Below are 22,254 nucleotides of genomic sequence, written 5' to 3' on the forward strand. Positions count from 1 at the left end.
CTAGGTCAGTTAGGAGAAGATTAATTAGTGGCAATTTCAGTTGCTGGTGGAGTTAAGCCGGCGCAAATAATCGAAGTAGAGCAGCGGCTGCTAAAGCGGTTGATTATCGGTAAGGAAAAAGTGGCCGCGATGGCTGACGATATCAACTCAGAGCTAGAAATGGATGCCAATAAGCTTGCGGTTGAGCGCGAAGCTATTCGTGCGCGATTAGCAAAGCAAAATGAAGCCAAAGCAGTGTTTGAGGCTGTTTCAAGCCAGCTTATCGCTAGCGTTAATGCTAATATCGAACATCAATTATCATCTCCAGAACAAGTATTAGCCGCATCCAAACTTGATGAAAAACAGGTTGCGCTATTAGAGTTCCTCTACGCTGACCAAGTTGATTTAGCGCGTATTAGGCCGCTGGTGGAGTCGTTACCTTGGCTAAAGCGTGACTTGATAAACATGCTGAACAGTTCAAGTTTTAGGCATCGTCGCCCTAAATCATCAGATGTCCAAGTTACTGATATTAAGTTGGTACTCAACTATATTGGTGTCGAGAACTTACAAGCATTAATTCCCTATTTTTGTCTGCGTAACTTAATGCCTAGTGGCCAAACACAAATGCTGTGGTTAAGTCGAAAACTTTGGCGTTATACCGTGGTGGCCGCCATTGCAGCGCAAACCTTAGCTAAATTACATAACAAGCCTATGGCTTTTATTTATAGCTGTAGTTTGATGAGTCAGCTTGGCACTGTGAGTGTTATCAATCAATGTGGTAAAGAGTTTGATGATATGTGGGGCAATTGGCTCAGAGAGGCTAGCGCCAGTGGTGATAAAGCCCTTTATGATGCGGTGATGGCGACAGAGTTTCCTGCAAACGATGTCTATCAACAAGTGCTTGCTCATAGTCATGCACTCAATTGGCAATTACTTTACTTGCTTGAGTTTAAAAATAGCCGCTTAGCTAAAACCTTTAAGGCGATAGACACCCACCTTAAATATGCAGATCTTGATGAAGACTCAGCTTTGATTGAGCGTGCGAACTGTTATGCCAAAGTTTACCTGTTGCAAGAGGTTGGTAAGATAACCACAGCTGAAAGCCGAGTGATGTTTGATTATTATCAATTGTCAGAGCAAGAGTTAATCAGGTTGAGTGGGCAAAACTTCCGTAAATTGCCATTATTTTAAAATCCGCCTTATAGGTGCATAACGGTTTTTCTATGAGCGCTTTTAAGGTATTTGTCATCGATAATGCAGTAACGTACATATAAGTATGTAATTAGTTTGTTGGTGAATGCGTATTTGTTGCCCATAAATCTGACGGTTTTTATCAATATTGATTAATTGTTTGCCAGCCGTTTTGGCTCATCTTTGATGGTTTTATGCAGAAACGGCTATGTTGATAGTTAGCTGATAACGCTACAGCTAAATAATATACAATTCTTGTTCGCTTGAACTATCTAACTCTCTCACTGTATTTTTCTATATTTACTGCACAAAACTTAGCTAAAAAAGACACTTTTATTGCATTTAGTTATTCAATAACTGTGAATAACTAGTGTAACTAGGCGTTGAATAACTTTTTTATGACTATTTATGCTTAAAGCCCCGCTATATACGCTTTGTTAATTCTAAAACTCAAATCTTTATGCACTGTTTACAGATCTAGCTCACTTGAAGGTTGTTAAAAACTGGTATTTTGATCACATTTTAGCTAATAATGTCTTCTTGATTAGACAAACAACCGCCATGTTACCTACAGAAACATAAAAACATTACGCGGGAATACGGCTTTTAAAAAGCCGATTTTTAGAAGGATGAGAAGCAATGAGCGTTAATATGAATCTTACACGTGCCCAATTTGACGAAGTAATGGTGCCTAACTATGCGCCTTCAGCGGTTATTCCAGTTCGTGGCGAAGGTAGCCGAGTTTGGGATCAAGAAGGTAAAGAGTACATCGACTTCGCTGGTGGTATTGCGGTTAACTGTTTAGGTCATTGTCATCCAGCCCTTGTTGGCGCACTAAAGGCCCAAGGCGAGAAGCTTTGGCACCTTGCTAACGTTATGACTAACGAGCCAGCACTTGAGCTAGCGACTAAGCTAGTTGATGCAACGTTTGCTGACCGTGTTTATTTTGCTAACTCAGGTGCAGAAGCTAACGAAGCGGCACTAAAGCTTGTTCGTCGTTATGCAATGGATAAGTTTGGTGCTGAAAAAGATCAAATTATCGCTTTTGACAAAGCCTTCCATGGTCGTACCTTTTTCACCGTAAGTGTTGGTGGCCAAGCAGCCTATTCAGATGGTTTTGGTCCTAAACCACAAAGCATCACTCATGTTCCTTTCAATGACATCGCTGCGTTAGAAGCGGTCATTTCAGATAAAACTTGCGCAATTATGATGGAGCCACTGCAAGGTGAGGGGGGCATTATCGATGCCGATCCTGAGTTCCTAAAAGCGGTACGCGCACTGTGTGATAAGCACAACGCCCTGTTGGTATTTGATGAAGTGCAAACTGGTGTTGGTCGTCTAGGTGAGCTTTATGCTTATATGCGTGGCGATGTTGTGCCTGATGTACTTACTACTGCAAAAGCACTAGGCGGTGGCTTCCCTATTGCAGCTATGCTAACCACTAAAGAGATTGCCGATCACCTTAAGATTGGTACTCATGGTTCTACTTACGGTGGTAACCCACTTGCTTGTGCTATCGGCAATGCAGTACTTGATGTGGTGAACACTCCTGAAGTACTTAACGGTGTGAAAGTACGTGAGCAGCTACTGCGTGACGGCTTAACTAAGATCAATGATAAATATGACGTGTTCTCTGAAGTTCGCGGTCAAGGTCTATTGATTGGTGCGGTAATGAATGAAAAATTCCAAGGCCGTGCTAAAGAGTTTTTGGTTGCGGGTATTAGCGAAGGCGTAATGAGCCTAGTTGCTGGCGCTAATGTTGTTCGCTTTACGCCATCTCTAGTTATTCCTGAAGCAGATATTGCTGAAGGTCTAGCACGCTTTGAGCGCGCCGTAGCGAAAGTAGTCGAAGCCTAAATGGCAAACGGAGTGTTACCGTCGGTAGCGCTCCTTTTTTGTCTTTAGGAAAGCTTGAACGTTTAGATTGCTGGCCTTTGGCTGGCAAACTAAAACAACAAGTGATAGCGAGGAGACTCCTAGATGCTAGTTATACGTCCAATCCGCTCAACTGACTATGAAGCGCTTTATCAAATCGCCCAAGAGTCAGGGCACGGATTTACATCTTTACCAGTGAATGAGGAACTGCTCAGAAGTAAAATTGCTCGAGTAGAAGAATCATTTACTAAGCAAGTCGATACTCCATTCGATGAAGGCTACCTGATGGTGCTAGAAGATACCGAAACCGGTGAGGTTGTCGGTACTTGTGGTATTGAAGCTGCGGTAGGCATGGTTGATGCTTTTTATCATTATCGATTAGGCACAGAGGTTTATCATTCAGAGCAGATTGATGTTCGTAATGAAGTAGAAACCTTAACCTTATGTCACGACTACACCGGCGCAGCAGAGCTTTGTACGCTGTTTTTACGCAGCAGCTACCGTAAAAATAATAATGGTCGCATGCTGTCAAGAAGCCGTTTTCTGTTTTTAGCTCAGCACGCTAAACGCTTTGGCGAAACTGTGATTGCTGAAATGCGCGGTGAAAGCGATGAAGAAGGTAACTCGCCATTTTATGGTTGGCTACAAGAGCACTTCTTAGGTATTGATTTTGTTCGAGCTGATTACCTGTCAGGTTTAAGCCAAAAAGCATTTATGGCTGAGATGATGCCTAAAAATGCAGTTTATGTGTGCTTGTTACCTAAAGAGGCGCAGAAGGTGATTGGTGAAGTACACACAAATACTCGTCCAGCACTTAATCTACTGCAAGCCGAAGGCTTTAGATGTCGCGGCTATGTGGATATTTTTGATGCCGGCCCAACCGTTGAATGTCACTTAAACGATATCCGCTCGGTACGTGAAAGCCGCTTGTTAACTGTCACTATTGGTGACACACCAAGCGATGCCACAAGCCATATTGTTTCCAATACTGAACTAGAAAATTACCGCGCAACAGCTGTGAATTTAGCTGTCACTGACGATAGCGATGACGTGATCTTAGATGCCCAAACCGCAGCAGCCTTAATGGTTAAAGACGGTGGTCAGATCCGCGTATTGCCAATGTAGGAATAGAAAATGACACAATTTATTGAAGGTAAATGGGTAGCAGGTTTAGGTCACGAAGTGACATCAATTAACCCTGCAAACCAAGAAGTGATTTGGAGCAGCAAGACTGCAACACCAGAGCAGGTGTCTAACGCAGTAGATGCTGCGCGTAATGCACAGTTTGATTGGTTTATGCTGGGCTTTGAAGCGCGTCTAGCTATAGTCGAAGCATACCGCGACCAGCTTGAAGCTAACAAAGCTGAAATGGCCGAAGTTATTGCTCAAGAAACCGGTAAACCACAGTGGGAAACAGCCACTGAAGCGGGCGCGATGATAGGTAAAATTGGCTTGTCAGTAGCCGCTTATAATAAGCGTACTGGCACGACTGAAAACGACACGCCAGCAGGGCGTGCCGTTCTGCGTCATAAGCCGCATGGTGTTGTTGCAGTATTTGGCCCTTATAACTTTCCAGGCCACCTACCAAATGGTCACATTGTTCCAGCATTACTTGCGGGTAACACTGTTGTATTTAAGCCATCAGAGCTTACACCTAAAGTGGCAGAGCTAATGCTTAAGCTATGGGAGCAAGCTGGTTTGCCAGCAGGTGTAATTAACCTAGTGCAAGGTGAAGTTGAAACAGGTAAAGCACTCGCAGCACACCCACAAATCGACGGTCTTTTCTTTACCGGTAGCTCGCGCACTGGTCATATATTGCATCAGCAATATGCAGGCGACCCAGGTAAGATTTTGGCTCTGGAGATGGGGGGGAATAACCCTCTTATCATCAAAGATGTGGCGGATACCAAAGCTGCGGTACACGATATTATTCAATCTGCTTATATTTCTGCTGGCCAGCGCTGTACTTGTGCTCGTCGTTTATATGTAGAAAAAGGCGCAGCAGGTGATGCACTACTCGAGCAACTGGTCGCCGCTGTTAAGCAAATTCAAGTTGGACCATGGAACGCACAACCGCAACCATTTATGGGCTCAATGATCTCAGAAGCGGCTGCAAAAGGTATGGTTGAAGCGCAGCGTAACTTAGTTAACCTTGGGGCTAACGTTTTAGTTGAACTAACTCATATTGAAACTGGCACGGGTTTAGTATCGCCAGGCCTTGTTGATGTAACTGATGTGATTGAACTACCTGATGAAGAGTACTTTGGCCCGTTACTGCAGGTAGTACGTTACAGCGATTTTGATCAAGCCATTAAGCTAGCTAACGCCACTCGCTATGGTTTATCTGCAGGGATTCTAGCTGATAGCCGTGAAGACTATGACTACTTCCTAGCACGGATCCGTGCAGGTATTGTTAACTGGAATAAGCAGATCACTGGTGCTTCAGGCGCCGCACCATTTGGTGGTGTAGGTGCATCAGGTAACCACAGAGCAAGCGCATTTTATGCTGCGGATTACTGTGCTTACCCAGTCGCATCGGTTGAGGCTGACACAGTTAGCCTGCCAGCAACATTAAGTCCTGGCTTGAGTATTTAAGCTCGGGTCGTTAATTCAAAGGGGAAGCGCTCGGGGGCGCTTCCCCTTTTTATAAAAGTTGTATCCAACAAGCAAGCAGTAATTTTAAAACGTGTACCGCCACGTGCGCTCAGCCAACCAACAAAATATCTAGGTAAGCACGTAGGCTTAAAGGAGTTAATCATGCACACGAATGTAAACGCGCTATTTGAAGCACTTTGGCAAGACTATATTGAAATGACGCCATCGGCGGCAAAAGTTCATCAGTTATTGTCGAAAGGCGATGCAATTATCAATGATCATATTGCACTGCGTACCTTTAATATTGCCAAGGTTAATCTTGAAGTATTAGCCGCACATTTCGAGTCTATCGGCTACGTTGCATGTGGCGACTATAAGTTTGAAGCTAAAAAGCTCAATGCTAAGCACTTTGAGCACCCAGACAGCACGCAACCAAAAGTGTTTATCTCTGAGTTATTAGTTGAAGAGTTCAGTGACGAGCTGCAAGCAACGGTTAACGGCTTAATTGAGCAAATTGATAGCGAGGCAACGACTGCAGATAACTTCCTATACTCAGGTCGTCATTGGCAGTTAGACAGTAACACTTATCAAGCGCTTTTAGCTGAAAGTGAATATGCAGCTTGGGTTGCAGCATTTGGTTATCGTGCTAACCATTTTACAGTTTCAATTAACCATTTACCGGGTTATGAGACGATTTTTGAAGTTAACGATGCACTAAAGGCGGCTGGCTTTGTGTTGAATGCCTCTGGTGGTGAAGTGAAAGGCACACCTGAAGTATTACTAGAGCAATCATCAACTATGGCAGATAAGATCCCCGTTAGCTTCTCAGACGCAGTGGTTGAGATCCCAAGCTGTTTTTATGAGTTTGCTTTACGTTATGCCAAACCAGACGGTGAGCTTTATACAGGTTTTGTCGCAGCCTCTGCGGATAAGATTTTTGAAAGCACCAACGTTAACTAGTCACAGGTTAATCTTGGAAATAAAAAACCGGAAGCAATTCCGGTTTTTTATTTTTAGAACAATAGCGTTACTTTTAAGCCGGGAAGGCTTTGACTGTGTTCAAACTTAAGTTCGATTTTGTACTGCTCGGCAATGTCTTTCACAATCGATAAGCCTAAACCATGCCCCATAGTCGCCTCATCTAGGCGTTTCCCCCTGTGAGTTAGCATCGCCAATTGCTCTGTTTCAACACCGGGGCCATCATCTTCGATACTTAGCTTTAGCTGCTGCTCATGCTGGCTAATACATACGCGTATTTCAGAGCTTGCCCACTTATAAGCGTTATCAAGTAAGTTACCTAGTAGCTCCATACCGTCTTCACGATGCATCGGCAGGCGAGTGATGCCACTAGGAATATCAAAGCGGCAGTGAATTGATTTAGTGCGATGCACCTTGTTGAGTGTTTGCGATAAGTCTTCGATATCCTTTGGCAACTGCATTTGTGCAGCTGGCAGCATATCGCCTGTTATGCGTGCCGCAGCGAGTTTGCGCTCAATCATCTTATGTACTAAATCGAGCTGTTTTTGCAGTGCTTCTGCTGACTCAGGTTCTTTTAAGTAAAGCGCTTCAACTTGTTGCTGCATCACTGCCAATGGTGTTTTAAGGCCGTGACTTAAATTACCCAAGTTATTACGACTACGCTCAATTTGTTTACTTGAGTAGGTGAGTAACTCATTGTAATTTTTAGCCAGCGGCTGCAATTCAAGTGGAATAGAGTTTAAATCGAATGATGAAATCTCGCCTTCACGCAGTTTCGCCAAGGTATCCTTCATTTGATTTACGGGCTTAAACGATTGCCGTAAGACTAAGAAAATCCCCATAATCATGGCGAGTAACATGGCCAGATTAACCAGAAACTTAGTACCGTAAACTTCAGTAAATACTTTACGGCCAATACTTAAGTCTTGAGCAACGGTTAATGTGGCGCTAAGGCCTGAGGTCTCAGATTTAAGGCCAATCGATAATAATTGAATATCGTGATTTTGCGGGCCTTTAGTTTGCCAAGCGCGCGTTTCGCCTTTTTCTAAATCGACAACTTCAAGGCGTTGATCCCACAGTGAGCGTGATCTTAGCTCTTGCTCCGGTAGGTCTAGTTGATAGTAACGGCCTGAATAAACTGGGCGATAGAAGCTAGAGAGCTGATTTTCATCAATTCTGAATGTGCCATCATCTAAATGGGTGGCGAGCAGGACTTGCTGTAAGTCTTCTTGAAGCCTGGCAATAATTGAGTCGTGAAACGCTTGGCGTAACATTGATTCGAAAAAGATAATGCCGATAGCGGTAGAGATCACTACTAAGCCTGTTAACCACAGGCTTAGCTTGGTGCGGATGGATATCATTGTGCTAAACCGTGAAAGATATATCCTTGTCCGCGGCGAGTTTCAATGGCTGTTTTACCAAGCTTTTTACGCAGATGAGTCACGTAAACTTCGACGACATTACTCTCTTTTTCATCATCAAACTGGTATAGCTTATCGGTAAGCTGGGCTTTTGATAATAGTTTTTTAGGCGACATTAAGAAGATTTTGAGTAATCTAAATTCCATCGCAGTGAGTTCAAATGTTTGTTCGCCAACGGTAACAGATTGCTGGCTTTCATCGAGTGCAACACCGGCATAAGTTAACTGCTTATTAGGCGTGTTAGCTTTACCGTGGGCGCGCTGAATAAGCGCTTGAATGCGTACGAGTAGCTCTTGAGTGTGGAATGGCTTACCTAGATAATCATCTGCACCTGAGTTAAAACCTTCGACCTTTTCATGCCATTGGCTGCGGGCGGTTAGCATGATGACTGGCGTATGGATACCTTGCTCACGCCACTTTTCTAGCAACTCTAAGCCGTTACCGTCAGGCAGGCCAATATCTAAGATAACGCAATCATAATTGGTTTCTTTAATGAGGTAATCAGCTTCGCTGACCTTGTCAGTCGTATCAGTAACATAACCGGCTTGCTTAAGCTGTTTAACGAGTTCTTCGACTAATAAAGTGTTGTCTTCAACAAGAAGTAATTTCATAGAATGCTCTCAATGTTGCTGTGTAAACTGACTGGCGATTTACATCATAAATTCATGTTAACTCAAAAATGGCTTTGCGGTGCAACTAGATTTGATTTTTAACGTTATTATTACAGCGTTTCGGGATTACAGCTGGCCGGGAGTCGAGTAGGTTGGGCAAGTTGCCCTGTGCTGGCGTCAAGTAATAGCTCCACTAGCAGGCCACTATTAGTGCGGATCTGGATCTCGTAGCGCCAGTCGCCTTGGTCTTGATATAAATGAGCGTCAATTAGCTTGCCATGACACATAGCTTGAATGCTTGTCAGGGTTACATCGAGAGATAGAATTTTACCGCTACTTACTAAGCTTTGGGCTTCGTAATGCTGAATTTCAATTTTTTGATTAGCAAATGCTGTAGGCAGGTGTAGCATCGCAGTCAAAAGGCATAAGTAAAATGCTATTTTCACGCTGAACTCCTAATAAAAAAAATGGCCTGAGATAATCTCAGGCCACTTTATAGAAGCTGTCTTAAACCGAGCTTAATACTGGCTTATCGGGTTCCGTAAACTACAATTGTTTTACCGTGAGCTTGAATAAGATTTTGTTCTTCAAGCATTTTTAAGATACGGCCAACTGTTTCACGAGAACAACCAACGATTTGGCCAATCTCTTGACGAGTGATCTTGATTTGCATGCCATCTGGATGTGTCATCGCATCTGGTTGCTTAGCAAGGTGAAGCAATGTTTGTGCAATTCTTCCAGCAACGTCTAGGAAGGCTAGGTCGCCCACTTTTTGACTTGTGCTGTGCAGACGGTACGCCATCTGAGAAGAAAGCTTCATCAGAATTTCAGGGTTTACTTGGATTAGCTGCTTGAACTTCTTGTAAGAAATTTCTGCAATTTCACAAGCTTGTTTAGCACGAACCCACGCAGTACGTTCAGCTTGTTCTTCGAACAGGCCAAGCTCACCAATAAAGTCGCCTTGGTTAAGGTAAGAAAGAATCATCTCTTTACCTTCTTCGTCTTTAATCAAGACTGCTACAGAGCCTTTAACGATGTAGTAAAGGGTATCTGAATCTTCACCAGCGTGGATCAAAGTACTTTTGGCTGGATATTTATGAATGTGACAGTGTGATAAAAACCATTCCAAAGTCGGATCTGGTTTTGGCTTTCCAATCAGAGCCATGCCTATGTTCCTCGGCTGATTTACATTAAAAGTAAGAATATGCTAATTAAGTATCTTACGTCAATTAAGCTATTAAAACCTTGATAAGAGTCTTACTTTCGTTCGACTCAAGTCTAAAGGCGAATAACCATTTATATAGTGTATTCTGATACATTAGTGATATAAGTCAACTGAATCCGCCACTAAGGGTCATTGTTGCACTCACAATTAGGCGTGTATCACATCTTGTTTAAAGTGCTGTTAGTTTTGGTGATTACAGCAGCTTAATTATACGTGCATTAAATATGCAGAAATTTGAAGTTAGTCAATAATAATGATTCTCATTAGCGAAGGCGAGTGATTTACACTCGACATTTTGAGTGTTTTCTGGCTAACTTGGGTAAAACTAAAATAATACGTGAAGTAGCCGTACCCTAGATTTGAGTTACTTTTGAGTACTTGGAGGCAGTTGTGAGTAATAGACCTTGGATTTTAAATACTGTAGTGGTCTTTTGTTTGGCATTTAGCCAAGCTGCTAGCGCGTTTTCGATTCCACAGCCAAAAGGTGCTGAAGAAGCGAGCCGCTCTGCTCATATTCAACTTAAAGCTGCGCAGGGTGATGCAGATGCTCAATATTTACTAGGCCTTATGTATCTATCAGGTCGTTATATTGAACAAAATCGAGAGCTTGGCGCAAAATGGGTAACTGCAGCTGCGAGTGCTGGGCATGTTAAAGCGCAGCAAACAATGGCTGACTTATCGTTTGAAGGTAGCCTGATTGAGCGTAATTTATCAACTGCAGAGCAATGGTATAGCGAGCTTAGCAAGCAAGGTCATAAGTGGGCTAATTTCAGACTTGGCTTTATTTACGCTGCGGGTGGAGAAGGTGTCGAGCGTAATTGCGGTAAAGCCGTTGAGCAATTTAATGCTGTAGGTGATGAAGTTTCATTAGGGAACGTAGCCTGGATTCTAGCGACTTGTCCTGAAGCGCAATACCGTAACGGTGATAAAGCATTAGAGTTGTCTTTAACTTTGCTTGAAAGTGATAAGCAAGATCCAACTAACTTAGATAACCTAGCAGCTGCCTATGCTGAAATTGGCAACTTCGATGCCGCAATATCGACCCAGCTAAAAGCGATTAAAGCGTTAAAGCTAAGTGCAGATAAAAGTAAATCAGCTGAATTTAAACAGCGTTTAAAAAGGTATCAGAACTCAGAACCTTATCGTGAAATTTTGCCATTAGCGCCTAACTAGTTTTATTAAACAAACTTGATGGCTAATAGCGCTCGCAATCTAAAGAGCGATTAGCATCACAGAACAAAGCTCCTCATACGTAGGGGCTTTTTTTATGTCTAGCCCGCTAGACAGTTCTAAGATAGAGCTCATTTAGAAGGTGTGTGATTGTTAAGGTTAACGAGGTATATAGCGGGCGTGAACGCTTAAAAGAATAGAAAATTAAGCATGGATGTGGAATTCACTTTATTGCTTTTTACACGTAGATTAGGTCAGTTAGCAATCCCAAGGAAACAAACAGATCAAGCGTGGATGTGGAATTCACTTTATTGCTTTTTAAACGTAGATCAGGTCAGCTAGCAATCCCAAGGAAACAAACAGAGCAAGCGTGGATGCGGAATTCACTTTTGGGAATGCAGTGATTTAGTCAGTAAGATAGACAAACAGCGTGATGTTGCAGTTTTTATGATTAGGTCAGCTAGCAATCCCAAGGAAACAAACAGATCAAGATGGGGGAATTCACTCCCAAGGGAATGCTAACTTATCGTTCTTTCGCCTGAAATCCCGATGACTGAAGTCTACCTATATAGGCTTAAACTAATCTTAAGCTAGGCTAAATTAACCCTGTTTTATTCATTTTCTGGTGAAAGCAGCTGAATACGTTTATCCATCAAGTCTTTTACCAAAGGCGTTAAAATTAATTCCATTGCTAATGACATCTTGCCGCCCGGCACCACCATGGTATTCACTCGAGACATAAACGAGCCTTGGATCATGCTGAGGTAATACGGAAAGTCGACATTGTTGATGCCACGAAAGCGAATGACCACAAAGCTTTCATCTAAACTGGGGATACTTTTAGCACTGAAAGGGTTAGAGGTATCTACTGTGGGTACACGCTGAAAGTTGATGTGAGTGCGTGAGAACTGCGGCGTCATATGGTTGATATAGTCGTCCATACTTCGCACAATTGAATCCATCACTTTTTCACGGCTATGGCCACGCTCTGAAGTGTCACGAATAATCTTCTGGATCCACTCTAGGTTTACAATTGGTACCATGCCAATAAGCAAGTCGACATGTTGAGCCACGTTGCAGTCATCAGTGACTACGCCGCCATGCAAGCCTTCATAATAAAGCATGTCGGTGTTTTCAGGTAATGGATGCCACTGAGTAAAAGTGCCCGGCATTTGGTTAAATGGCACCGCTTCATCAAACGTGTGTAAATAGGCGCGGGTTTCCCCTTGGCCGGTATTACCATAATCACTAAAGCACTGTTCGAGACGGTTAAAGTCATTCGCTTCTGGGCCAAAATAACTGATGTTACGATTCTCAGTCTTTTCCTTACGGATCATCACAGCCATTTCAGGGCGGGTATAGTGGTGAAAGCTATCACCTTCAACGATTGCAGCGTTGATACCAAGCTGTCTGAAAATATGGTTGAATGCAGTCGTTGTCGTGGTTGTGCCCGCTCCAGAGGAGCCAGTGACTGCAATAATCGGATGTTTCGCTGACATGTATTTACCCAAAAGATAGTTAACTATCACCTGTACACAGGTCTGTTAATGACGCATTAAAGTGATTCAGGTAAGAAGCGTGTGCTAATAATGTTCATTTATACGGCTTCACTCGGCTTAGGTCAATCTGCGCCTAAGCCAAGAGCTGCTTTATATCGATTACCATTGGTCCTGCTGATATTCTTGAATAACAATATCTTCTTTACGTCGAATACCAATCGACTCATCTTCCTCGCTGAACTCAACCACTAAAATACCCTGCTTTAGCGCGGCTTTACATTGCAAAATAGCACGTTCCATACTGTGCTCGCCTTCACCAGAAAAGCTGCCATCTTCTACTTGGCTAATAAGGTACTCTTTAATAAGGTTGTCAAACGTGTCACTAGGGAGCTGCGCAAGCGACTCATAGGGGACTAACATACTGGTGCTTCCAATGAAGTTAAAAAAGATAAAATACGTTGCTCTAGATAATACTTAGGTCGCCATGGACTGCCGCCATTAATAAAACCTACATGGCCACCATTCTCATGAAGTTCGTATTGTACATGCTCTGAGAGCTGGTCTCGAGCAGGGATAACCGCAGGAGTCATAAAGGGATCATCTTTGGCGTGGATCACCAGTGTTGGTTTAGCTATGCGACTTAGGTAAGGCATGCCACTGGCGCGAGTGTAATAATCATCCACACCACTAAAGCCGTGCAGTGGTGCAGTGACTTTGTCATCAAACGCATAAAAGGTTGTCAGGCCGTCAATATCGCCATGATTTATTGGCATTAATGGCTGTAAATCAGGTTTAGCGACTTTGCCGCGCATTTTTTGCTGCAGCTGCTTAATCAAATAGCTTTGATAGACCTTCGAAAAGCCTTTTTCAAGACGATTTGCACAAGAGCCAAGCTGCAGCGGCGCTGAAATGGCAACGGCTTTATCAACTAAGCTCAAATCTTGCTGCTCACCTTGGTATTTAACTAATACATTGCCGCCAAGACTGTAGCCAACAGCGAGCAAACGATTATTAGGGTATTTAGTTTTTATGTGCTCAAGAGTGGTTTGAAGATCTTGAGTGTCGCCGCTGTGATAACCTCGAGCAAGGCGATTTAACTCACCAGAGCAGCTACGGTGATGGTGTACAACACTGCATAAACCTAACGCTTTGCTGGCTGCTAAAATCCGCCTGGCATAGTGGGATTCAGCGCTGCCTTCTAAGCCGTGAATAATCACCAAAATAGCTTGGTTTGCTTGTGGGCTGCCCTGCCAATCTAGATCAATAAAGTCGCCATCAGCAAGCTCTAAACGCTCACGTTGCAGGACAGGTCTGTCCACTTTAGTCAGTACTGGAAGAATCGTTTGCACGTGGGGGTTTTTAGCCCACCAAGGTGGTGAAAATTGTTGGCTCATAATAATTGGCTATTGCTGAAAATTAAAACGTGTGTTTAATTGTTATTGTCTGCAGAGTGTAACATAGAATGAAATCTTGAATTTTGTTGAGATTGTTTCCAGTTGTAAGTGCCGTAAAAACGGTATGATGAGAGACAAGGTTGCGCAGCTCAATCGTGCAACGATAAGCAATAGAGGACGCGATGGAACGACGTACTTTTATCACAACCGCTATAGCGGGAACGGCCTGTTTAGCACTGGGAGTAAATTATTACTCTGCAGATGATATTGGCGTGAATAAGGATCTCGATAACAATCATAGGTTGTTGTTGAGTGTGTTATTGCCTGTATTTTTAGACGGGGCTCTACCTGATGTCGCCGCACTTAAGCGTGATGCGCTTCATCGAACCTTAGATGCTATTGAGCACACTATCTCCATTCTCCCACTCGATACCAAAGCAGAGCTTGAGCAGTTATTTGAAATGCTTGAAGGACGTTTAGGTTTGCTGATCTTAACGGGTAGCGTGACTCCATTAATGATGCGCAATCAATCTGAGCTGGTTGATATGCTACAAAGTTGGCGCACAAGTTATCTTGATCTTATGGTCACAGCCTACCAAGGCTTACGAGAGCTGGTAATGGCAAGCTACTACTCAAGCCCTGAGCACTGGAGCCGTTTACATTATGCTAAGCCAAGCTTTCTCGAGGACATGAAATAATGCATATCAGAGCAAACGAGATGAGCAATAAGGCAATCGACTATGGCTATTAAGGATCCGGTTAAAGCTGGTGTCGACTCTGGCTGGGCACATATTAATGCGGCTAAGCTCACCGAAAGCCAAACTTTAGAAGCCGACGTTGTGATTGTGGGCAGTGGCGCTGGTGGTGGAGTGGCGGCAGAAATCCTCACCCAAGCAGGTCTGTCAGTGATTATCGTTGAAGGTGGGCCGTTAAAATCCTCTAGTGACTTCAATATGGAAGAGCGTCGCGCCTACCCTGATTTATATCAGCAAGCCGCAGGCATGAAAACTACAGACAAAGCGATAGGGATCTTTCAAGGTCGCGCGGTCGGTGGTTCAACAACCGTTAATTGGACCACTTCTATTCGCACTCCCGAACCAGCATTAGCGTATTGGGCGCAAGCTAAATCGGTACAAGGCTTATCAAAAGCTGAACTCGAGCCTTGGTTTGAGAAAATGGAGCAGCGGCTGAATATTAGTGAGTGGGCCTATGCACCTAACCGTAATAATCAGGCGTTAAAGCAAGGCTGTGAGCAGCTAGGTTGGCAATATACAGTTATTAAACGTAACGTAAAAGGCTGTTGGAATACGGGATACTGCGGCATGGGCTGTCCGGTTAATGCCAAGCAATCTATGTTAGTGACAACGATTCCGACAGCGCTTGCAGCGGGTGCAACCCTTGTGAGCCAAGCAAAAGTGATAAAGCTTGAGCACCACAAGGATAAAATCTTTGCGGTTAAGGCTGAAGCTGTCGATGGTAACATGAAGCCTGTTGGTATTGAGCTTATGTTTAAAGCTAAGCATTACATTTTGGCTGCAGGTGCAATCCATACACCGACAATTATGTTGCGATCTAAACTACCAGATCCACATGAAATAATCGGTAAGCGCACCTTTTTGCATCCTACATTATTGAGTGGTGCTGTTTTTGCCGACCCGATTAATGGTCATAGCGGTGCGCCGCAGTCTATCTATTCTGATCAGTTTGTGTGGCAAGATGGCGCCGATGGCGAACTCGGTTATAAGCTTGAAGTTCCACCTATTCACCCAATCTTGATCGCTTCAAAAACCATAGGTTATGGCAAAAGTCATGCAGAGCTGATGGAGAAGTTTAATCAGTTACAAGTGACTATTGCCTTAGTACGTGATGGCTACCATGAAAACAGCCAAGGTGGTCAAGTTAGACTGACGGATAACGCTAGTACCTTAGATTATCCGTTAACCGATGCATTTTGGCGCGCGGCAAGACGTGCATACGCCAGTATGGCTGAATTGCAATTTGCCGCAGGTGCTCAGCAGGTGTTGCCTATTAGTGAGGGCATGCCTTATTTATCAAGCTGGAATGAAGCCAAAAAAGTCATTGCAGAAATGGATTTAGCGCCGTTAAAAACCGTTGTGGCCTCAGCGCATGTAATGGGCGGCTGCCCAATGGGGGAAGATCTTAAGTTATCTATGGTAAATAGCTATGGTGAATCCCATTACTTTGAAAATTTATCTGTAATGGATGGTTCAATATTTCCAACCAGTTTAGGGGCAAATCCGCAATTATCGATTTACGGTATTACCGCTAGAAACGCTACTCGTCTTGCTGAAAAGTTAACGGCTTAAGTTGTTGTAGAGTTTGATATTAGCTAAAAGGCGAGCATAGCTCGCCTTTTTATAATGATTGGTGCTTTTCACGCTGAAAACATTTCTTTATTCGTTTTTGCTACTCGCTAGTTAGTTCGTAATAATCTTGGCTATTGAGGTTAAATAAAGCTAAGTAACGGCTAACATTACTATCGGGCTTAGCTGGATTTACCTCGTCTAAAATCATGGTTCTTAGCGCTGCAAGGATTTTAGCTTGCGACTTACGCTCGAGCATCAGCTCCACATCTAACATTTGTTGATATTCAGCTTGTTCAAGCACGGCTTTACTTAATCGTCTTAGCTTGCGGTAGGGCAATAATAGTTTTTGCTCCCAGTCTAACAGGCTTTGTTGTAGCTGCTGCCAATCTGATGAGGCGAGTAATTGATGATGGCTATCGAGCCAAATGGCTAACAATAATAGATTTATATTGAGCTGGTGGTCATCTTGCAGTGCTAACAAGCTTGCTTGTTGCTGCATATAAATGGCATCACAATCTTGCCAAAGGCTGTGATAAAAATTGGCATTAAAACGACCCGGTAATGTCATAGGTTAGCGGTCCTATATATTGAAATACTGCTCTTTAGAGGGTAATCAAGCTAACAAAAAGGGAAGCAATGCTTCCCTTAATAGATTTTTATAAGACTTCAGCGCGCACGCTTTGTTCAATATTTTCGATCTCTTCTTGGATCTCAAGCCATTCCATTTCGCTTTCTTCTAGTCCTTGAGTCAAGGTGGTGCGCTCAGCAAGCACTTGCGTCAATTTAGCCTTGTTATCAGCATCATAAAGGCTGGTATCTGCTAGCATTTCTTCTAGCTCTTTTAGGCGGTCATTGGCTTTTTGCTGTTCTTTTTCAAGCTTAGTTTGCACTTTTTTAAGTGGCGACAGCTTTTGTCTAAGTTCAGCCTCTAAGCGCTTTTGCAATTTCTTATCTTGCACCGGCTTGCTGGTATCTGGGTCTTCTTCGACTTTGCCTGCAGCTTTGGCAGCATCGAGTAACCACTGATGATAATCATCAAGATCACCTTCAAAGCTATTCACTTCACCTTGATCGACAAGATAGTAATCGCTACAGCTTAAACGCAATAGGTGTCTATCGTGCGATACGATAATCATCGCACCCTCAAAGGTTTGCAAAGCCATGGTTAACGCATGACGCATCTCTAGGTCTAAGTGGTTGGTTGGCTCATCGAGTAGTAATAGGTTAGGGCGTTGCCATACAAGTAACGCCAATACTAAACGGGCTTTTTCACCACCAGAGAATGGTCTCACTGGTGCAAGAGCCATATCACCGTTAAAGCCATAACCGCCTAAGAAATTACGTAGCTCCTGCTCTCTTGCATTAGGTGCTAGACGCACTAAATGCTGCAACGGTGAGTCATCTAAGCTGAGAAACTCAAGTTGGTGCTGAGCAAAATAGCCAATGTTGAGTCCAGGGTTGGTTTCATACTTACCTTTCATTGGTGATAGCTCACCAGAAAGCAGCTTTACTAATGTTGATTTACCTGCGCCATTACGGCCAAGCAAACCAATGCGTGCACCAGGGACTAAGTTTAGGTGCACCTTTTTTAGAATTTCGGTTTCGCCATAACCAATCGACACTTGCTCCATAGTAACAAGTGGGTTTGGCAGTGCTGCAGGCTCTCTAAAGGCCATGTGAAATGGGCTATCAGCTTGAGACGGCAATAGCTCTGTCATACGTTCAAGGGCTTTTAAGCGGCTTTGTGCTTGTTTAGCTTTGCTGGCTTTATAGCGGAAGCGGTCAACAAAAGACTGCATATGTGCACGTTCTTTTTGTTGGCGCTCAAAGGCCACTTGTTGCTGAGCCATGCGCTCGGCGCGTACACGCTCAAACGAGGTGTAGTTACCTTTGTAGTAGTTGAGCTTAGTGTTTTCTACATGAACAATTTCGTCGACAATGCCATCAATAAAGTCGCGGTCGTGACTGATAAGGATCAGTGTGCCTTGATAAGCCTTAATCCAACCTTCTAACCAGTACATGGTATCTAAGTCTAAGTGGTTGGTTGGTTCATCGAGAAGCAATAGATCTGAGCGGCAAAGCAGTGCTTGGGCTAAGTTAAGGCGCATACGCCAACCACCAGAAAAGCTCTTAACTGGGTTGCTTTGCTCTTGCTCACTAAAACCTAAACCGGCTAACAAACTTGCAGCGCGAGAATGAATCGCATAGCCGCCAATGGCATCAATTTTGCCGTGAAGCAAAGCAATGTTGTGACCATCATCTGCGTCTTGAGCTGCATGCAGCTGAGCTTCAAGTTCGCGATATTCGTTATCGCCATCAATAACGTATTCAATGGCAGAGACTTCTAACGCAGGTGTTTCCTGAGCAACAGTGGCAATTTGCCAGCCGCTCGGCATACTAAAATCGCCTTTATCTAGGCTAATTTTGCCCATAATTAAGGCCAGCAAAGAAGATTTGCCGCTGCCATTAGCGCCGACTAGACCGACTTTATGCCCCGGATAAACAGTTAATGAGGTTTCATCGAGCAAGGTTTTCGAGCCACGAACGAGTTGAGCTTGAGTGATGGTGATCATTTAAGTCGGCTTTAAGTCAGAGAAGTAGCAAATATTGGGGAGAGATGATAGCCCAGATCCCATAGTTACTTCTATGGCGTAGGCCATAAAAGTGCGGTCATAAGCCGACTTTTATGGCAAAATGTTGACCAAATAAGGATAGGAATTTAAATCATGACAATAACAACTAAAAAAGTGAAAAAGCGATTTGTTGCTGGCGCTAAATGTCCAAAGTGTCACGCTAAAGAGTCAATCGTATTGTTTAAAGAAAATGGTATCGAAACCGTAGAGTGCGTTGATTGTGATTATCGTGAGCAACAAACTGAAGCGAAAGTCGCTAAAAAAGCTTCTGGCGCAGTAATTGGTGTGTTTACACCTGATTAAATCACCCATCTGAATATTAGTTTGTATACAGTTGTGTATTTTGCTGTATTTAATTTAGATGTTAGTGTAAAATTTGCTCATTATTTGCTGGCGGTAAGGCTAGCACTGCCACAAGTGAGTAACGACCATGACTGCAACACGTATCTTTTTGCTGAGTTTAACCCTGCTACTAACCGGCTGTGGCACCATTCAAGATTACCGAAATTCGCAAATGTTTAGTACGTTTGAAGATTTTCGCCCAGGTCCTGCAGGCGGTAGTGATTTAGTTTGGGCGCAGCCAAAAATTAAAAGTGTTAATGATCTTAATGCCATTCTAAGTGAATACGATAATGTAATTGTCGACCAAGCTTGGTTAGTTTTAGATGATAAAACCCGCTACGACAATCTAGATCAAGAAGACATTGTTGAAGTATCGCGCTATCTAGTGAGCCAAATTAAGCTTAAAGCCGGTAAACGCTTTAAGCTGATTGAACTTAAGCAACCAAGCGAAAAAACACTTAGAGTGAGTGTTGCTTTAACCAATATTGAAACCCCAAATCCGATCCTTGCGGTTACCAGTAGTATTCTGCCTTTTGGTCTGGGGATCTCTAGCATTTCAAAAGTAGTAACCGGTGAGCACACTAATGTGGGCAGTGCGACTATTGAGCTGATGATAAGTGACGCCAATAGCGGCCAACCTATTGTGGCTGTGATAGACCGTAAAGCGGGCAGTAAAGATCTTGGCACTATGATTGATTCAACCGATGACGCAAAAGATGCCGTTGACTGGTGGGTTGAGCGTTTAGGTGCCACTCTACGAGGCGAGAATTTGTAAGCGCTTAAACAGCAGGTTTATATCGAAAAGCATAAAAGCTGACCAATACCAATCAGTATAAGAATTTGATCAACTCAGAACGATTTTTGGCAAACTAATTCAAGACGAATAGCTGCAATAATGGTTATTCCCTTATAAAGCTATTCAACGCAGAAGTAGGCAGCCAAAAACGTTCCAGAATGGCGAGTTTTAGCGATTCAGATTCTGTGTTAACGAGCTCGAACGTAGAACAACTATGCTCTTCACTCGTTGCCTTGCCTCAAAACCGCTAAACTCTCGCTGAGTGACTAAATGTTTATACTGATTGGTATAATACGGTCAGCTTTTTTATGCTCGGCTTTAGGTGCTAGTTAGTGACTCAGTTATCTAAGGATAATAGCGCTTAGTGAAAGATAGGCCGGATTAGAAATAGCGAAAATTTAACGGTAGCAATATATTTATCAGTTATCCTTTATTGAGCATGCTGCAACTAAAAGAATAACTGCTACAATAGCGCGCTATAATTTATAGCGATAGCAAACGACAACTTTTACTCCAGATGATTTGGAGTCTTGTCACCATGATTTTATCACTGCAACGCAAGATTTGATGAGCCTTAGTAAGGTATCGAGTCCTATAGGGAAAACCGCCCTAACCAGCAGTGCATACTTAGGAAAGATACTTTGACTCAAACAGTCCCAAATACCGATGACCAAGTGCCGTTCTCAAGCCTTAACCTTAAGACTGAGCTGCTAGATAACCTAAAAACCATGGGTTATGACTCGATGACCCCTATTCAAGCGCAAAGCTTACCGGCGATTCTTAATGGCGAAGATGTGATTGGTCAAGGTAAGACTGGCTCAGGCAAGACTGCTGCGTTTGGCTTGGGCTTATTGCACAAATTAGACGTTAAACGTTTCCGTATTCAGTCTTTGGTTTTATGTCCAACTCGAGAGCTTGCTGATCAAGTTGCCAAAGAGATCCGCACCCTTGCGCGCGGTATTCACAATATTAAAGTGCTAACCCTTTGTGGCGGTGTGCCAATGGGGCCACAAATTGGTTCTCTAGAACACGGTGCGCACATTATTGTTGGTACACCAGGGCGTATTATCGATCACTTAGATCGCGGCCGTTTAGATTTAGAAAACGTACATACGCTAGTACTTGATGAAGCCGATCGTATGTTAGAGATGGGCTTTCAAGTTGAACTTGAAGGCATTATGGATCGTATGCCAATAGAGCGTCAGACGTTGCTATTTAGCGCGACCTTCCCTGAGCAGATCCAGTCGATTGCCGACAAGATCATGTTTAAGCCGGTAATGGTTAAAGTGGCTTCAACCCATGCAACGAGCAGTATTGAGCAGCACTTTTACGAAGTAGGTAACAATAACGATCGCATGCGTGCGCTTAAATTATTGTTACTGCAATACCGCCCTGAAAGTGCGGTAGTGTTTTGTAATACTAAGCGTGAAACTAAAGATGTTGCAGCGCAGTTGAAGAACGATGGCTTTAGCGTCGTTGCACTGCATGGCGATCTTGAGCAGCGCGATCGCGATCAAACCTTATTGCAGTTTGCTAACAAGAGTGTGTCTATTATGGTCGCAACCGATGTTGCCGCCCGTGGTCTGGATATTGATGCCTTAGACGCGGTAATTAACTACCACGTGGCTTACGATACTGAAGTACATATTCACCGTATCGGTCGTACTGGTCGTGCTGGTAGTAAAGGTTCTGCGCATACTTTCTATAATGATGAAGATGGCTACAAAATTGCGTTACTAGAAGATTATCTAGAGCGTGATATCGTTAACGAAGCACTGCCGTCTGAGCATTTACTGGATACTTTCCCGGTGCAGCCTGTAATGACAACGCTACAAATTGATGGCGGTAAAAAGCAGAAGTTACGTCCAGGAGACATCTTAGGCGCGCTAACAGGTGAAGACGGCATTCAAGGTTGTGAAGTGGGTAAGATCAAGATCACTGATATGCGATCTTATGTGGCGGTTAACCGTAAAGTGGCTAAAAAAGCTCTGCATAAAATTACCAACGGTAAGTTAAAAGGCCGTTCATACCGCGCTTGGGAATTACGTTAAGCCGGTTTTGTTAGCGTGGAGGCTCAACGAGATTGAGTTTCCTAAATAACAATTAGGCATTAAAAAGCAGCGCTAAAGCGCTGCTTTTTAATGCCCGGAGCATTTATGCCAAGGCCCATGGATGGTTAGCCTTGGTATTTGTGTCTGGAACACTTATGCCAAGGCCC

The 22,254-nt window shown here is 43.5% G+C and carries 20 protein-coding genes; 11 read left to right on the forward strand and 9 right to left on the reverse strand.

Annotation, left to right across the window (positions count from 1 at the left end; translation table 11 throughout):
- Positions 1-27: 27 nt before the first annotated feature.
- From L2740_RS03180 to L2740_RS03200, 5 genes are all read left to right on the forward strand, one after another.
- Complete coding sequence (locus L2740_RS03180; RefSeq protein WP_248948643.1) at positions 28-1,170, forward strand: HDOD domain-containing protein; 1,143 nt, start codon at positions 28-30, stop codon at positions 1,168-1,170.
- Positions 1,171-1,809: 639 nt separating this feature from the next.
- Positions 1,810-3,027: an aspartate aminotransferase family protein gene (locus tag L2740_RS03185; protein WP_248472526.1), complete on the forward strand. Its 1,218-nt coding sequence runs from the start codon at positions 1,810-1,812 to the stop codon at positions 3,025-3,027.
- 123 nt (positions 3,028-3,150) lie between these two features.
- The gene (astA, locus tag L2740_RS03190; RefSeq protein WP_248948644.1) at positions 3,151-4,170 is read left to right on the forward strand and encodes an arginine N-succinyltransferase; all 1,020 of its coding nucleotides are present in this window, start codon (positions 3,151-3,153) and stop codon (positions 4,168-4,170) included.
- A 9-nt stretch (positions 4,171-4,179) separates the two neighbouring features.
- Positions 4,180-5,640 carry a succinylglutamate-semialdehyde dehydrogenase gene (gene astD / locus L2740_RS03195; protein ID WP_248948645.1) on the forward strand — a complete coding sequence of 487 codons (1,461 nt, stop codon included), beginning with the start codon at positions 4,180-4,182 and terminating at the stop codon, positions 5,638-5,640.
- Positions 5,641-5,802: 162 nt separating this feature from the next.
- Positions 5,803-6,600: a DUF1338 domain-containing protein gene (locus L2740_RS03200; protein ID WP_248948646.1), complete on the forward strand. Its 798-nt coding sequence runs from the start codon at positions 5,803-5,805 to the stop codon at positions 6,598-6,600.
- A 53-nt stretch (positions 6,601-6,653) separates the two neighbouring features.
- Here L2740_RS03200 and L2740_RS03205 read toward each other — a convergent pair whose 3' ends face one another.
- The 4 genes from L2740_RS03205 to crp all read right to left on the reverse strand — a co-directional run bounded on the left by L2740_RS03205 (position 6,654) and on the right by crp (position 9,815).
- Positions 6,654-7,979, reverse strand: a complete 1,326-nt coding sequence (locus L2740_RS03205) for an ATP-binding protein (RefSeq protein WP_248948647.1) — start codon at positions 7,977-7,979, stop codon at positions 6,654-6,656.
- The gene (locus L2740_RS03210) at positions 7,976-8,650 is read right to left on the reverse strand and encodes a response regulator transcription factor (protein WP_248472534.1); all 675 of its coding nucleotides are present in this window, start codon (positions 8,648-8,650) and stop codon (positions 7,976-7,978) included. Before L2740_RS03210 ends, L2740_RS03205 begins: the two co-directional genes overlap by 4 nt.
- A gap of 110 nt (positions 8,651-8,760) precedes the next feature.
- A complete protein-coding gene (locus L2740_RS03215; protein ID WP_248948648.1) occupies positions 8,761-9,096 on the reverse strand; it encodes a PepSY domain-containing protein in 336 nt (111 codons plus the stop codon).
- 83 nt (positions 9,097-9,179) lie between these two features.
- On the reverse strand, positions 9,180-9,815 hold the full coding sequence (gene crp, locus L2740_RS03220) for a cAMP-activated global transcriptional regulator CRP (protein ID WP_012156707.1): 636 nt from the start codon (positions 9,813-9,815) through the stop codon (positions 9,180-9,182).
- Positions 9,816-10,265: 450 nt separating this feature from the next.
- On the opposite strand from crp, the gene L2740_RS03225 reads away from it, so the two are divergent.
- On the forward strand, positions 10,266-11,048 hold the full coding sequence (locus L2740_RS03225) for a tetratricopeptide repeat protein (RefSeq protein ID WP_420833501.1): 783 nt from the start codon (positions 10,266-10,268) through the stop codon (positions 11,046-11,048).
- A 608-nt stretch (positions 11,049-11,656) separates the two neighbouring features.
- Here the strand turns inward: L2740_RS03225 and L2740_RS03230 are convergent.
- The 3 genes from L2740_RS03230 to L2740_RS03240 form a co-directional block, all read right to left on the reverse strand.
- Positions 11,657-12,544 carry a phosphoribulokinase gene (locus L2740_RS03230; protein ID WP_248948649.1) on the reverse strand — a complete coding sequence of 296 codons (888 nt, stop codon included), beginning with the start codon at positions 12,542-12,544 and terminating at the stop codon, positions 11,657-11,659.
- A 159-nt stretch (positions 12,545-12,703) separates the two neighbouring features.
- Positions 12,704-12,964: a YheU family protein gene (locus L2740_RS03235; protein ID WP_248472539.1), complete on the reverse strand. Its 261-nt coding sequence runs from the start codon at positions 12,962-12,964 to the stop codon at positions 12,704-12,706.
- Positions 12,958-13,938 (reverse strand): hydrolase, encoded by a 981-nt coding sequence (locus L2740_RS03240; protein ID WP_248948650.1) that lies wholly within the window; start codon positions 13,936-13,938, stop codon positions 12,958-12,960. Before L2740_RS03240 ends, L2740_RS03235 begins: the two co-directional genes overlap by 7 nt.
- 182 nt (positions 13,939-14,120) lie before the next feature.
- Between L2740_RS03240 and L2740_RS03245 the strand changes: the two genes are divergently transcribed.
- Together L2740_RS03245 and L2740_RS03250 are read left to right on the forward strand one after the other, a co-directional pair.
- On the forward strand, positions 14,121-14,636 hold the full coding sequence (locus L2740_RS03245; protein WP_248948651.1) for a TAT leader-containing periplasmic protein: 516 nt from the start codon (positions 14,121-14,123) through the stop codon (positions 14,634-14,636).
- A gap of 42 nt (positions 14,637-14,678) precedes the next feature.
- Positions 14,679-16,265, forward strand: a complete 1,587-nt coding sequence (locus L2740_RS03250) for a GMC family oxidoreductase (RefSeq protein WP_248948652.1) — start codon at positions 14,679-14,681, stop codon at positions 16,263-16,265.
- Positions 16,266-16,365: 100 nt separating this feature from the next.
- On the opposite strand, the gene L2740_RS03255 is transcribed toward L2740_RS03250, so the two are convergent.
- Positions 16,366-16,833, reverse strand: a complete 468-nt coding sequence (locus L2740_RS03255) for a TIGR02444 family protein (RefSeq protein WP_248948653.1) — start codon at positions 16,831-16,833, stop codon at positions 16,366-16,368.
- 88 nt (positions 16,834-16,921) lie between these two features.
- Entirely contained in the window at positions 16,922-18,838 is a 1,917-nt protein-coding gene (locus L2740_RS03260; protein WP_248948654.1) for an ABC transporter ATP-binding protein, read from the reverse strand.
- A gap of 153 nt (positions 18,839-18,991) precedes the next feature.
- Here L2740_RS03260 and L2740_RS03265 point away from each other — a divergent pair, with 153 nt between their 5' ends.
- The 3 genes from L2740_RS03265 to dbpA all read left to right on the forward strand — a co-directional run bounded on the left by L2740_RS03265 (position 18,992) and on the right by dbpA (position 22,087).
- Positions 18,992-19,201, forward strand: a complete 210-nt coding sequence (locus L2740_RS03265; RefSeq protein WP_248472549.1) for a YheV family putative zinc ribbon protein — start codon at positions 18,992-18,994, stop codon at positions 19,199-19,201.
- Positions 19,202-19,328: 127 nt separating this feature from the next.
- Positions 19,329-20,015, forward strand: a complete 687-nt coding sequence (locus L2740_RS03270) for a DUF3313 domain-containing protein (RefSeq protein WP_248948655.1) — start codon at positions 19,329-19,331, stop codon at positions 20,013-20,015.
- A 695-nt stretch (positions 20,016-20,710) separates the two neighbouring features.
- Positions 20,711-22,087, forward strand: a complete 1,377-nt coding sequence (dbpA, locus tag L2740_RS03275) for an ATP-dependent RNA helicase DbpA (RefSeq protein ID WP_248949072.1) — start codon at positions 20,711-20,713, stop codon at positions 22,085-22,087.
- Positions 22,088-22,254: the final 167 nt, after the last annotated feature.

It is taken from the genome of Shewanella pneumatophori, from assembly GCF_023283895.1.
Lineage (GTDB): Bacteria > Pseudomonadota > Gammaproteobacteria > Enterobacterales > Shewanellaceae > Shewanella > Shewanella pneumatophori.